The organism is Pasteurella canis, assembly GCF_900454865.1.
GTDB lineage: Bacteria > Pseudomonadota > Gammaproteobacteria > Enterobacterales > Pasteurellaceae > Pasteurella > Pasteurella canis.
In genome coordinates this window covers 1,859,200-1,872,162 of sequence record NZ_UGTV01000015.1, presented here as the reverse complement: position 1 = coordinate 1,872,162, position 12,963 = coordinate 1,859,200, and the positions used below count along the sequence as shown (strand labels likewise).

At 37.2% G+C, this 12,963-nt stretch carries 12 protein-coding genes; 6 read left to right on the top strand and 6 right to left on the bottom strand.

From position 1 onward, the window contains the following. Positions 1-28: 28 nt before the first annotated feature. A complete protein-coding gene (gene tnaC, locus DYE19_RS11560) occupies positions 29-106 on the bottom strand; it encodes a tryptophanase leader peptide (protein ID WP_223668404.1) in 78 nt (25 codons plus the stop codon). Positions 107-507: 401 nt separating this feature from the next. On the opposite strand from tnaC, the gene DYE19_RS09395 reads away from it, so the two are divergent. From DYE19_RS09395 to DYE19_RS09385, 3 genes are read left to right on the top strand one after another with little or no spacing between them, the layout of a single operon-like run. Continuing rightward, positions 508-762 carry an oxaloacetate decarboxylase subunit gamma gene (locus tag DYE19_RS09395; protein WP_115323360.1) on the top strand — a complete coding sequence of 85 codons (255 nt, stop codon included), beginning with the start codon at positions 508-510 and terminating at the stop codon, positions 760-762. Between the two features lie 18 nt (positions 763-780). Beyond that, on the top strand, positions 781-2,598 hold the full coding sequence (gene oadA, locus DYE19_RS09390; protein ID WP_115323359.1) for a sodium-extruding oxaloacetate decarboxylase subunit alpha: 1,818 nt from the start codon (positions 781-783) through the stop codon (positions 2,596-2,598). A 10-nt stretch (positions 2,599-2,608) separates the two neighbouring features. After that, positions 2,609-3,913 (top strand): sodium ion-translocating decarboxylase subunit beta, encoded by a 1,305-nt coding sequence (locus DYE19_RS09385; protein ID WP_049215784.1) that lies wholly within the window; start codon positions 2,609-2,611, stop codon positions 3,911-3,913. A 69-nt stretch (positions 3,914-3,982) separates the two neighbouring features. Here DYE19_RS09385 and lysA read toward each other — a convergent pair whose 3' ends face one another. Together lysA and lptM are read right to left on the bottom strand one after the other, a co-directional pair. Beyond that, entirely contained in the window at positions 3,983-5,233 is a 1,251-nt protein-coding gene (gene lysA / locus DYE19_RS09380) for a diaminopimelate decarboxylase (protein WP_049215785.1), read from the bottom strand. A gap of 10 nt (positions 5,234-5,243) precedes the next feature. After that, on the bottom strand, positions 5,244-5,360 hold the full coding sequence (lptM, locus tag DYE19_RS09375; protein WP_115323358.1) for an LPS translocon maturation chaperone LptM: 117 nt from the start codon (positions 5,358-5,360) through the stop codon (positions 5,244-5,246). A gap of 122 nt (positions 5,361-5,482) precedes the next feature. Here lptM and cyaY point away from each other — a divergent pair, with 122 nt between their 5' ends. Genes cyaY through recQ form a run of 3 tightly spaced genes read left to right on the top strand, consistent with a single transcriptional unit; the run spans position 5,483 to position 8,546 of the window. Next, positions 5,483-5,791, top strand: a complete 309-nt coding sequence (gene cyaY / locus DYE19_RS09370; protein WP_115323357.1) for an iron donor protein CyaY — start codon at positions 5,483-5,485, stop codon at positions 5,789-5,791. A gap of 9 nt (positions 5,792-5,800) precedes the next feature. After that, positions 5,801-6,661: a phospholipase A gene (pldA, locus tag DYE19_RS09365; protein WP_082303079.1), complete on the top strand. Its 861-nt coding sequence runs from the start codon at positions 5,801-5,803 to the stop codon at positions 6,659-6,661. Further along, the gene (recQ, locus tag DYE19_RS09360) at positions 6,651-8,546 is read left to right on the top strand and encodes a DNA helicase RecQ (RefSeq protein WP_115323356.1); all 1,896 of its coding nucleotides are present in this window, start codon (positions 6,651-6,653) and stop codon (positions 8,544-8,546) included. Before pldA ends, recQ begins: the two co-directional genes overlap by 11 nt. Before the next feature lie 81 nt (positions 8,547-8,627). Here recQ and DYE19_RS09355 read toward each other — a convergent pair whose 3' ends face one another. The 3 genes from DYE19_RS09355 to cysE all read right to left on the bottom strand — a co-directional run bounded on the left by DYE19_RS09355 (position 8,628) and on the right by cysE (position 12,950). Next, positions 8,628-11,078, bottom strand: coding sequence for a TonB-dependent receptor (locus tag DYE19_RS09355; protein WP_115323355.1), 2,451 nt, complete (start codon positions 11,076-11,078; stop codon positions 8,628-8,630). A gap of 207 nt (positions 11,079-11,285) precedes the next feature. Further along, complete coding sequence (locus tag DYE19_RS09350; protein WP_115323354.1) at positions 11,286-12,101, bottom strand: shikimate 5-dehydrogenase; 816 nt, start codon at positions 12,099-12,101, stop codon at positions 11,286-11,288. A 63-nt stretch (positions 12,102-12,164) separates the two neighbouring features. Further along, entirely contained in the window at positions 12,165-12,950 is a 786-nt protein-coding gene (cysE, locus tag DYE19_RS09345) for a serine O-acetyltransferase (RefSeq protein ID WP_049215793.1), read from the bottom strand. Positions 12,951-12,963 lie beyond the last annotated feature (13 nt).

Here is a 12,963-nt window from a genome sequence, read left to right as displayed (position 1 = left end):
ATTGGGTAAATAAATGAAAAATTGAGGATTAGAACATTATGGGAAAAAAGAATGATAATTTTGGATCGACAATAATCCAAACTTGATTAGGTGATAAAATTGACATCATAAAATTATCCTTTTGTTTAGTAAAAGATAACAGCTTATGGTTGAGAATGAATCTCGGTTGTAAATTAACCACTAATGATTAATTTGTCATCACTAAAATATAAGAGTTGTGAGTCTAATCACAAAAATAATAGACTATAAAATAAAAATATTTCCTCAAAGTAAAATACGATATAAAAGCAAAACTCTTTTTATTTCAAAAGAATATAACCAACCCAAAATAATATTCTTAAATAGCATAAGGGATAATTTGTGACATCAATCATGTGTAAATTTTGACCTAGACCAATAAAACTTGGATTAAATTAACCGCTCTTCTTTTTTGTGACCCATATCAAACTTTTTCTACGCAAAAAGAAGTAATATTCCACATTATTATTTAAAAAAAGGAGTCTTAAAATGACAAATGCAGAACTTCTGCAAGAAGGCTTAAATCTGATGTTTGCTGGTGTAGGATTTGTAATGCTATTTTTATTTATCCTGATTTACGCTATTGAACTCATGTCTAAGTTGGTCAATCGTTTCTTTCCAGAACCTGTTTCAACTCCCACAACAAAAACAACAACACAATCAGATACTCACGATTTAGCACATTTACGTCCTGCTATCATCGCAGCGGTCATACATCACCGTCGCCAACAAGGGCTCAAATAACTTAAAAGGAAATAAAAAATGACTACTCAAAACAAAAAAATTGCTATTACTGATGTCGTATTACGCGATGCTCATCAATCTCTTTTCGCAACGCGTATGCGCCTTGATGACATGTTGCCAATCGCACATGAGCTTGATCAAATTGGTTACTGGTCACTTGAGGCATGGGGTGGAGCAACTTTTGATGCCTGTATTCGTTTTTTAGGCGAAGATCCTTGGGTGCGTTTGCGTGAGCTAAAACAAGCAATGCCAAATACACCATTACAAATGCTATTGCGTGGTCAAAATTTATTAGGCTATCGCCATTATGCCGACGATGTGGTTGATCGCTTTGTAGAGCGCTCTGTAAAAAATGGTATGTCAGTCTTCCGCGTATTTGATGCCATGAATGACCCACGTAATATGAAACAAGCATTACAAGCAGTAAAACGTAATGGAGGACATGCACAAGGCACATTAAGTTATACCACAAGTCCAGTACATAATTTAGAAACTTGGTTAAATATTACTGAACAGCTATTAGAAATCGGGGTAGATTCTGTCGTCATTAAAGATATGTCTGGTATCTTAACACCAGTAGAAGCCTATAAATTAGTGAGCGAAATCAAACAACGCTATGATGTTCAGCTTCATTTACATTGCCATGCAACCACAGGTATGGCAGAAATGGCGTTACTCAAAGCAGTAGAGGCAGGTATTGATGGTATTGACACATCAATTTCTTCGATGAGTGGTACTTACGGTCACCCATCAACTGAAGCATTGGTAGCTACATTACAAGGCACACAATATGATACAGGATTAGATATTAATAAACTTGAACATATTGCGGCTTATTTCCGTGAAGTCCGTAAAAAATATGCCAAATTCGAGGGGCAGCTTAAAGGCTCAGATAGCCGTATTCTAGTAGCGCAAGTACCAGGTGGGATGTTAACTAACTTAGAAAGTCAATTAAAACAGCAAAATGCTTCTGATAAGCTTGATGAGGTCTTAAAAGAAATTCCTCGCGTACGTGAAGATTTAGGCTTTATTCCACTAGTTACCCCAACTTCGCAAATTGTCGGTACACAAGCGGTGATCAACGTATTAATGGGCGAACGCTATAAAACAATAGCTAAAGAAACTGCGGGTATTTTAAAAGGCGAATACGGTCGTACACCTGCACCAGTTAATGCTGAATTACAAGCGAAAGTACTTGATGGTGCACAAGCAATCACTGATCGTCCTGCGGATCATATTGCACCAGAAATGGACAAATTAGCCGATGAAATTAAACAACAAGCAAAAGAAAAAGGTATCAAGCTTGCTGAAAATGAAATCGATGATGTCCTTATTGTGGCTCTCTTCCCTCAAATTGGTTGGAAATTCCTTGAAAATCGTGGTAATCCAGATGCCTTCGAGCCAGCACCAACATTAGAAACAGCGAAACCAGTAGAAAAACCAACGGCACCAACAACAAAAGCCGCTGCGAGTACTGGTCCTGCTGTATATACTGTGGAATTAGAAGGTAAATCATTCGTAGTGAAAGTGACTGATGGTGGTGAGGTAAGCGATATTACACCAACCACACCAGCGCAACCAACACCACAGGTTGTACATCAGGCTACTCCAGCCGCTACTAGTGGCACACCTGTCACTGCACCAATGGCGGGTAATATCTGGAAAGTGGTCGCAAAAGAAGGTCAACAAGTTGCGGAAGGAGAAGTGTTATTGATTTTAGAAGCAATGAAAATGGAAACAGAAATTCGTGCAAGCCAAGCTGGTACAGTACAAAGCATTAGCGTAAAAGCCGGTGATACAGTCGCTGTTGGTGACACGCTAATGACATTAAGCTAACGAGGTTGTTATGGAAAGTATTCTTTCATTATTGCGGGGCATGGGAATTATGCATCTTGAGTTAGGTCAAGCATTAATGATGCTGATCAGCTTAGTGCTACTCTGGCTCGCCATTGCTCGAAAATTTGAGCCTTTATTGCTGTTACCAATTGGCTTCGGTGGACTGTTGTCAAATATCCCTGAAGCAGGGCTAGCAATGAGTGCTTTAGATAATTTATTGCATTCAGGCAATACTGAACAGCTAGCAATTGTAGCAGCAAAACTCAATACAATAGCGGATCCTGAAGCAATTAAGTTAGCGATAACTAATGCACTACCTTCTGTCCAAAATGAATTAGAAGTGATGGCAGGTGACATGGGATATACTGCAGGTGTATTAGCTTTATTCTATAAAGTTGCTATCGGCTATGGCGTTGCCCCTCTCATTATCTTTATGGGTGTTGGTGCTATGACTGATTTTGGTCCATTACTTGCTAATCCACGTACATTATTACTTGGTGCAGCAGCTCAGTTTGGTATTTTTGCAACCATCATCGGTGCATTATTATTAAACTGGACAGGGCTCATCAGCTTTACCTTACCACAGGCTGCAGCAATTGGGATTATTGGTGGAGCTGACGGTCCAACCGCTATTTACCTTTCAAGTAAACTCGCACCTGAATTATTAGGTGCTATTGCGGTTGCTGCTTATTCTTATATGGCATTAGTACCTCTTATTCAACCACCAATCATGAAGGCACTGACAACTAAAGCCGAACGTAAAATTCGCATGGTACAACTACGTGATGTAAGTAATCGTGAGAAAATTTTATTCCCAATTGTGTTAGTCACTCTCGTTGCATTACTGTTACCTGATGCAGCACCATTACTTGGTATGTTCTGCTTTGGTAACTTATTACGTACTAGCGGGGTAGTAGAACGTCTAAATGATACCGCACAAAATGCGTTAATCAATATTGTGACAATTTTCCTCGGCTTATCTGTGGGTTCAAAATTAGTTGCAGATAAATTCCTCCAACCACAAACATTAGGCATATTACTGCTAGGTGTTGTTGCTTTTGCTATTGGGACAGCAAGTGGTATCTTGATGGCAAAATTGATGAACAAAATCTGCAAATACCCAATTAACCCATTAATTGGTGCTGCTGGTGTATCGGCTGTACCAATGGCAGCACGCGTTGCGAATAAAATTGGCTTAGAAGAAGATCACCAAAACTTCTTACTCATGCATGCTATGGGACCGAACGTTGCAGGCGTTATTGGTTCAGCAATCGCTGCTGGAGTGATGTTAAAATATGTTTCAGCAATGATGTAACATATAAAAAAGATCAAAGAGCGGTTAACATCTAAAAAATGTTAACCGCTCTTTTTTATCTTTGTTGACTTAAGGCAAGAGTTGTTCCAGCGCCCATAATTCATCTAATCTTTCACGACGACGAATGAGGTGAACTCTATCACCATCTACCATGACTTCTGCTGTACGCGAACGTGAATTATAATTTGATGACATACTTGCCCCATAAGCACCTGCTGAACGTTGTGCGAGGTAGTCGCCCTCAGCGATCGCTAACTCCCGTTCTTTGCCTAAAAAATCTGAGGTTTCACAAATTGGTCCAACGACATCATATATCTGTTTTTCTCGTACTAAAGTGCGGTCAACTTCAATGATATTCATATATGCCTGATATAAAGCTGGACGAATCATATCATTCATACCTGCATCAACAATTGCAAAATGACGGCTTTCATTACTTTTTATGTACTCCACTTTTGTGACTAAAATTCCAGCATTTGCAGTAATAGCACGCCCGGGCTCTAAAATGATCTCAAGATCTTTATAGGCTTGTAATTTCTCTAATAATGCTGAGGCATATTCTGTTGGATGTGGTGGCATCTCATCTGTATAAGTCACGCCTAAACCACCACCTAAGTCCAAATGTTTAAGAGAAATACCATCTTGTTTTAACTGTTCCATTAACACAATTAAACGATCAGCCGCATCAAGAAAAGGCTGTAATTCAGTTAGCTGAGAACCAATGTGGCAATCCATACCTGTAATTTGAATATGTGGTAACTGACTTGCTAAACGATAAACTTCACGAGCTTGCTCAACACTCACCCCAAATTTATTTTCTTTTAAACCTGTTGAAATATAGGGATGTGTGCGTGCATCGACATCAGGATTTACGCGTAATGAAATGGGGGCAATTTTACCCATTTCAGCAGCAACTTGGTTGATACGTCGTAATTCGGCAAGAGACTCCACATTAAAACAACGAATTCCAACTTCTAAAGCGCGAGCAATTTCAGTATGCGTCTTAGCTACACCAGAAAAGACCACTTTACTGGCATCACCACCTGCTGCTAATACTCGTTCCAATTCACCTTGTGATACAATATCAAACCCCGATCCTAGACGAGCCATCACATTTAAAAGTGCAATATTGGGATTAGATTTGACAGCGAAACAAATTAAATGTGGATGATCACCTAACGCTTTATCAAAAGCATGCCAATGACGTTCTAAGGTTGCACGCGAATAAATATAAAGTGGTGTACCAAATTGATTAGCAATTTCTTGGACAGATATGTTTTCTGCCATTAATTGCTGTGCCTGATATTGAAAATAATCCATTGCTTACCTGCTATTTTACTGTGTCTTGTTGTGTTTTTTCTGGAAAATAAAGAGGCCCTTTTACACCACAACTTACAGTTAAGACACAAAGCGCAGTTAAGACGAAAGCGGAAACCCATTTTTTCATTTTATTATCCTTTATTGTTGACATTGACAACACTTTTTACCATTAAATCTCCCTTTGTGCTATCACAATAATACGAAAATCTTTATAATCTTTATTTTTAGCACGATGAATAAGAGGAATTTATGAACATTACGGAATTTCATCAAAATATTGAGCAAGTTTGGGCGACAATTGAAGAACAATTAGAAGCACAAGATTGCGATGTAGATTGTGATACACAAGGTTCTGTTTTTAGCATCACCTTTGAAGATCGCAGTCAAATTGTTATCAATAAACAAGAACCATTATTAGAATTATGGCTCGCCAGTCGCGTTGGTGGATTCCATTTTAGTTTTAAAAACAATGAATGGGTGAGTAGTGATGGCAAAAAATTTTGGGATTGTTTAGAACAGGCTTGTGCGGCGCATGGAGAATCTGTGCATTTTCGCTAAGGATAAAGCATGAAAATCAAACAAAAATGGCTCCTTTTCACTGGTGTATTCAGTGTCATTTTCAGTACAACGACCTTAGCACAAGGTACAGAAAAGTTTCGTCCTTATCAAAGCAAAACACAAGTGCTACTAACAAAATCAGATGATTTTGTGGGTCTGTTGGGCTATGAAGAAAACTATTTAATGGCAACTTATTCGAACGGTAACTTTCAAAAAAAAGATAAGACACGTAAAGATGAAATTAAGTTTAAAATTAGTTTAGCATTGCCACTTTGGCGTGGTATTTTGGGAAAAAACTCTGTATTAGCAGCTTCTTATACACAAAAATCGTGGTTTCAACTAAGTAATGTCGATGACTCATCTCCATTTAGAGAAAGTAATTACGAGCCACAACTTTTTCTAGCGTGGAAAACGCATCATCTCCTCCCCTTAGGTTGGGAAATGCAAGATATCGAAACAGGTATTAATCACCAATCAAATGGTCGTAACGATCGCGAAAAATTATCACGCAGTTGGAATCGTATTTATGCGCGTATGTCAGCTACAAAAGGCAACTGGACAATAGAAATTAAACCTTGGTGGCGGATTCCTGAAAAAGCCAAAACAGATGGTAATCCTGATATCAGTCGATATCGAGGCTATGCTGACTTGGCTGTAGGATATTATTACCAAAATCATCAAATAAAACTATCAGGACATTATAATCCAACGTCTAACAAAGGTGGTTTAGAGGCAAGCTATAGCTATCCAATCACTAAAAATATTCGTTTCTATACTCAGTATTATACGGGCTATGGTGAATCTTTAGTCGATTATCAAAAAAATATTCAACGTATTGGTATAGGTATTTCATTAAATAATGTGTTCTAATGAAGTGCAACAACATATAACAAAAAGTGCGGTCGATTTTAATCAAATTGCGTTAAAACGGACCGCACTTGATGTCTTACATTCTGTTTTTGGTTATCAACATTTCCGACTTGGACAAGAAGAAGTCATCAATGCGACATTACAAGGTAAAGATAGCTTCGTCATTATGGCAACAGGTAATGGCAAATCATTATGCTATCAAATTCCCGCTTTATGTTTTGAGGGCTTAACATTAGTCATTTCACCACTCATTTCATTAATGAAAGACCAAGTCGATCAACTACTTGCTAATGGTATTGAGGCAGATTATCTCAATTCGAGCCAAACATTCTCTGAACAACAAGCTGTGCACAATAAGATCATGTCAGGTCGCCTAAAACTCTTATATGTCTCGCCTGAAAAAGTAATGACTAACAGCTTTTTTCATTTAATTTCCCATTGTCAGGTGAGTTTTGTTGCAATTGATGAAGCACATTGCATTTCACAATGGGGCCATGATTTTCGCCCTGAATATAGCCAATTAGGTGGTTTAAAAAGCTGTTTTCCTAACGCACCAATTATGGCATTAACTGCAACCGCTGATCATGCCACACGTAAAGACATCCTCTTACACCTCAACTTGCATGATCCCTACATATACATTGGTAGTTTTGATCGTCCTAATATTCGTTATACCTTGGTCGAAAAATACAAACCAATGGAACAATTATGCCGTTTTGTGTTAGCACAAAAAGGGAAAAGCGGTATTATCTATTGTAATAGCCGTAACAAAGTGGAAAGAATTGCAGAAAGTCTTAGGAACAAAGGTATATCTGCTCAAGCCTATCATGCGGGATTGGAAGCAAGTCAGCGTGAACAAGTCCAACGAGCTTTTCAACGTGATAATGTACAAGTCGTTGTTGCAACAATTGCATTTGGTATGGGTATCAATAAATCGAATGTACGTTTTGTTGCACATTTTGATTTACCTCGTAGCATTGAAGCCTACTATCAAGAAACTGGGCGTGCTGGACGTGATGATTTACCTGCTGAAGCGGTACTATTTTATGAACCAGCGGATTATGCTTGGTTGCATAAAATTTTATTAGAAAAGCCCGATACGCCACAGCGTCAAATTGAGGCGATGAAATTACAAGCTATTGGTGAATTTGCTGAAAGTCAAACTTGTCGCCGTTTAGTCTTACTCAATTATTTTGGTGAACACCATCAAACACCTTGTCAGAATTGTGATATTTGTTTAGATCCACCAAAACAATATGATGCTTTAATTGATGCACAAAAAGTCATGTCTACTATCTATCGCGTAGGGCAACGATTTGGTATGCATTACATCATCGCCATTTTACGCGGTCTAAATAATCAAAAAATCAAAGATAATGGTCATGAAACATTAAGCGTTTACGGTATTGGTAAAGAAAAAAGTGCAGAGCATTGGCAATCAGTGATTCGCCAGCTGATTCATTTAGGCTTAGTAAAACAAGTTCTTGATCATTTCAATACGACATTACAATTAACAGAAAATGCAAAACCTTTCTTACGTGGTGAACGACCTCTTCAACTTGCTATGCCTCGTATCTCTTCATTACAAGCAGCTATCGCACCACAAAAAAATGCCCATAATCATTACGATAAAGATCTGTTTGCTCGTCTACGCTTCTTACGCAAACAAATTGCCGATAAAGAAAATATTCCATCATACATTGTATTTAATGATGCAACTTTACAAGAAATGGCTCAATACCAACCAACTACTAAAGCTGAAATGCTTGAGATAAATGGTATAGGTGCCATCAAACTAGAACGCTTTGCTCAACCTTTTATACAACTTATCAAATCACATAAAGAAACACGTCAAAAGAATAGTGTTCCTCTCGTATTAGAATAGAAATACAATTTATCATCATTCGTTTATATAAATAAAAAAGCACCACTTATTAAGTGATGCTTTTTTCTCATGAAATAATGATTAGAAATTCACATTCAAACCAATTACAAAATTACGTCCCATTTGTGGAACAAAAGATTGAAATGACGAATGTGAATAAACACGACGATTCAATAAATTATTGCCTTGAATAAAGAATTGATAATTCACTGCAGCTAAATTATTCGCATATTCTAAACCTGCATTTAACATACTGTGCGCAGCCGTTTGATTTTCTCTTGGTGCAACTTTATGTTGTTTATACACATAAATATATTCCATCGTTCCTGACAAATGATCTGTCAATGCTGAACTTGCACGAACCCCTAAACGTGCAGGCGGTACTCTAGGCGCATCTTGATCTGGCTGTGGCGTTGCAATCAAATTAACATGTAAATCATCGGGCTTGTATGTTGGTGGTAAGTCAAATAATTTACCACGCACATAATCACCAAATATACCAACTGTAGTTTCAGGTGTAATCGCATAATCAATACGTCCTTCTGCGCCATAATATTTTGCCTGAGATTGAGTATAACGAGTTTGAGTCAAGTTTCCTTCTCGGCGTAAAATCTGTGAAAAAATGCGATTTTTAAAACGATAATAATAAACACCCAAATTGTAACTTAATTTTTCGCCTGTATAAGCAAGACTGATCTCCGTATTATTTGAGACTTCTTTTTTAAGATCTTTATTACCATATTTAAATGAGTTTGTCGCTAAATTACGTCCATGGTGATAGAGCTCCATGGCCGTTGGTGATCGCTCATTATGGGAATAAGTTAACATTAATGAATATTCAGGTGCTAAATACCATGTTGTTGATAATGAATACGATGTGGCTCTCTCAGTTCGAGGTGAAAGATCAGGATCATTTACTTTTCTTATTGGTTTTCTCGTATTACTGCCATTACATAAAATCGCGAGAAGACATTTTGAACCATCAGCAAGGCCTTTAGCATCTGCAATTGCAGCTAAATCATATTCAATCGCAATTTTTTGTTTTTCTGTTCTAATTCCCGCTTCAAATAAGAAATCTTTCCAACGGAATTGTTCCATTGCAAAAAAACCAACTTGTTGTAACTCATGTTTTGGTAGAACCCAACCTGATTTACGTTGTTCATTCGTAATTTTAGGGGCACAGCGAGGCTGAATTTTGGGTTTCTGACCATAAGGCACTATCTCATAAAGTAGAGAACATTTCGGGACACGTGGTAAATTCGCACTACTCACTTGTTCTTGGTATTGTACCCCCCATACACCCGTTAATCCGTTAAACGGTTCATGGAATAATTCAAGACGTAGGTTATATCCTTTTGCTTTAAATAAATTGACAGGTATTGCACCATCACGCTCATCATGGAAATAATCTGTTGATGAATAATTCAAACGCGCTTTCTCAATATATTTTAGTGGAGATTTTAATTCTGCACGAATATCATAGCGCTTTGACTTAAGTTTCACATAAGGACCAGCCATAGAATGATCATGTGGTACACCATAAGGCTGATCATGGCTAAAACCTGAATCATGTACATGATTACTACCACAGTGAAAGTTATGTGGCTCTGTTAAATCAGCATCACCCATCAAATGTGGATATAAATTTAAATAATAAGTATTTTTAGCATTTCCTCCCCAAATATGAGGTCCACAACTATCATGTAAATGATTATGCCCAGGAATACCATATTTTTCCGCACGCTCATTATAAGATGCACCTATATACCCCTTAGAGCCGATAAAAGAGAGCCCAAACATATGAGTTTTGGTTTTATTATAAGTATCAGGTGCATACTTAAGTACTTTATCAGATTTAAAATAAGGCACATGATAATCGTTTGAATCACGCCCAAGTCCTTCAAATCGTAAAGCAATATGTTCACCAAGACCAACCGTAATCCCTGCCGTACCTAATTTCTCATGGCTATTAGTGTTATAACGTGTACTCAAATCAATTTCATAACCTTTTTCAGGCAGTTTGGTTGGGATTCGTTTATCTACAACATTAATCACTCCAGCTGGCGATGCTGTGGCATAAAGTAGTGTTGAAGCACCTCGTACGATTTCAACTTGCTCTGCCAATAATGTATCCACACCGATTGCATGATCTGGTGAGAGTTGCGACATATCAATCACATCAGAACCATTTTGTAAAATTTTTAAACGAACCGTCTCTTGTCCCCGAATAATAGGGGCACTAGCACCGCCACCAAATTGGTTACTATGAACGCTCAATTCACCAGCTAATGCATTACCTAATGTGCTTGAATTAGCTTTTAATTTTGTTTTACTCACCACTATATCATTTTGTTTTGGCGCACCAGATAGTGGATCACTAGAAACTGTTGTATTTCGTCCCTGCACACTAATTTCATCAAGTAAAATAACTTCATTATTTAAGTTATTTGAATAAGCCAAATTACTTGCTAATAATGTAGATAAAAAAATTGCAGTTGGTTTTAAATTATAGGTATCCCGTTGGTTTTTCATAAAAATCTTTTCTCAGTAAAAATAATAAACAATGAATATCAAGAAAAAAACAGCATCTTATTTTTCTTCAAAAAATAAGATTCGCATATTAACGTCAGAATGAAAAAAAGAAAAGAAAAAACTGATATTTTATTTATCTCAGGCTAAAAAAAGAAAAATGACCATATTTTTAATATGGTCATAAAAAGAAAGAAATACTTTACTCAATTAAACTAATTGACGAGCAAATTCTGCTGCTTCTTTAATAAGATGCTCATTAGGATGTTGTTGAGTGTAGAGTTCAAATTGCTCAACAGCTTGTAATACAATAACCTCTGCGCCAGAAATAGTGTGTTTTCCCTGCTGAGTTGCATACTGAATTAAAGGTGTTTGTTCTGGAGAAGCAACAACATCAAATACAACTTTTGCTTGTTCTATAATAAATGCTGGAAATGCTAATTCATTCACTTCCTTACCACCTTCCATACCTATTGGTGTCGCATTAACTAAAATATCTGCGACTTGATTAACCAACTGATCCAGATATTGATAACCATATAAGCTGGCAAGCATTTTGCCTGTTATTTCATTACGTGAATAAATACTAACATGCTCAAAGCCTTTATGTTTAAATGCAGCGACAACTGCTTTTGCCATTCCACCACTTCCTTGAACAAGCACATGCGCTTGAGGCGATAATTGATATTTTTCAATCAACTTTATAATTGCAATATAATCCGTATTATATGCTTTCAAGTAACCATTCTCATTAACAATAGTATTGACCGATTGAATCGCTTGAGCTGATTCAGATATTTCATCAATAAAGGGCATACAGCTTTCTTTGAAAGGCATAGAGACAGCACAACCACGAATTCCTAATGCACGTACACCTTTTATCGCATGCTCAATATCAGCTGTTGTAAATGCTTTATAGATATAATTAAGTGCTAATTTTTCATATAAATAATTATGAAACCTTGTACCAAAATTACCCGGTCTACCTGCTAAGGAAATACAGAGTTTAGTATCTTTATTAATCATTTCTTTTACTCTTGTTGACTAAAAAAGTGCAAAAATAAACCGCACTTTCATATCATTGTATTATTAATTATTATCACCATTAAAGTATTGATTCATTTCAAAAGCAGGTTTTGCTTGTTTATCCCGCCCAATAATCCTTGCAGGTACGCCAGCTGCAGTAGTATATTCTGGCACGGGTTGGATAACGACTGAGTTAGCACCAATTTTTGCATATTTGCCCACTTCAATATTACCAAGAATTTTAGCACCAGCACCAATCATTACTCCTTCACGCACTTTAGGGTGACGATCACCACATTCTTTCCCCGTACCGCCAAGCGTTACACCTTGCAAAATAGAAACATCATTCTCAACGATAGAAGTTTCACCAATCACGATACCTGTTGCATGATCAAACATAATGCCACAACCAATTATTGCGGCTGGGTGAATATCGACATCAAATGCGACTGAAATTTGGTTTTGTAAATAAACGGCTAATGCTTTACGATTTTGCTGCCACAAATAATGAGTAATACGATAACTTTGTAATGCATGAAAGCCTTTTAAATATAGCAATGGCGTTGACCATAATTCGACTGCGGGATCTCGCTGACGTACAGCACGAATATCGCAAGCGGCACTATCAATAATATCAGGTTGGGCTTGATAAGCCTCTTCAATGATCTCGCGCAATGCAATAGCTGGCATAATAGGATTAGCAAGTTTGTTTGCGAGGATATAACTTAATGCATTCCCCAAATTATGATGTTTTAAAATAGTCGCATGAAAAAAACTGGCTAAAATAGGCTCATTTTCAACGAGCTCTTTAGCCTCCTGACGGATATGATCCCACACTTCTAACGGCATTCTTTTGTCCTTG

Coding starts and splice junctions, on each gene's coding strand:
- tnaC (WP_223668404.1), bottom strand. CDS start 106: ATGTCAATTTTATCACCTAATCAAGTTTGGATTATTGTCGATCCAAAA.
- DYE19_RS09395 (WP_115323360.1), top strand. CDS start 508: ATGACAAATGCAGAACTTCTGCAAGAAGGCTTAAATCTGATGTTTGCT.
- oadA (WP_115323359.1), top strand. CDS start 781: ATGACTACTCAAAACAAAAAAATTGCTATTACTGATGTCGTATTACGC.
- DYE19_RS09385 (WP_049215784.1), top strand. CDS start 2,609: ATGGAAAGTATTCTTTCATTATTGCGGGGCATGGGAATTATGCATCTT.
- lysA (WP_049215785.1), bottom strand. CDS start 5,233: ATGGATTATTTTCAATATCAGGCACAGCAATTAATGGCAGAAAACATA.
- lptM (WP_115323358.1), bottom strand. CDS start 5,360: ATGAAAAAATGGGTTTCCGCTTTCGTCTTAACTGCGCTTTGTGTCTTA.
- cyaY (WP_115323357.1), top strand. CDS start 5,483: ATGAACATTACGGAATTTCATCAAAATATTGAGCAAGTTTGGGCGACA.
- pldA (WP_082303079.1), top strand. CDS start 5,801: ATGAAAATCAAACAAAAATGGCTCCTTTTCACTGGTGTATTCAGTGTC.
- recQ (WP_115323356.1), top strand. CDS start 6,651: ATGTGTTCTAATGAAGTGCAACAACATATAACAAAAAGTGCGGTCGAT.
- DYE19_RS09355 (WP_115323355.1), bottom strand. CDS start 11,078: ATGAAAAACCAACGGGATACCTATAATTTAAAACCAACTGCAATTTTT.
- DYE19_RS09350 (WP_115323354.1), bottom strand. CDS start 12,101: ATGATTAATAAAGATACTAAACTCTGTATTTCCTTAGCAGGTAGACCG.
- cysE (WP_049215793.1), bottom strand. CDS start 12,950: ATGCCGTTAGAAGTGTGGGATCATATCCGTCAGGAGGCTAAAGAGCTC.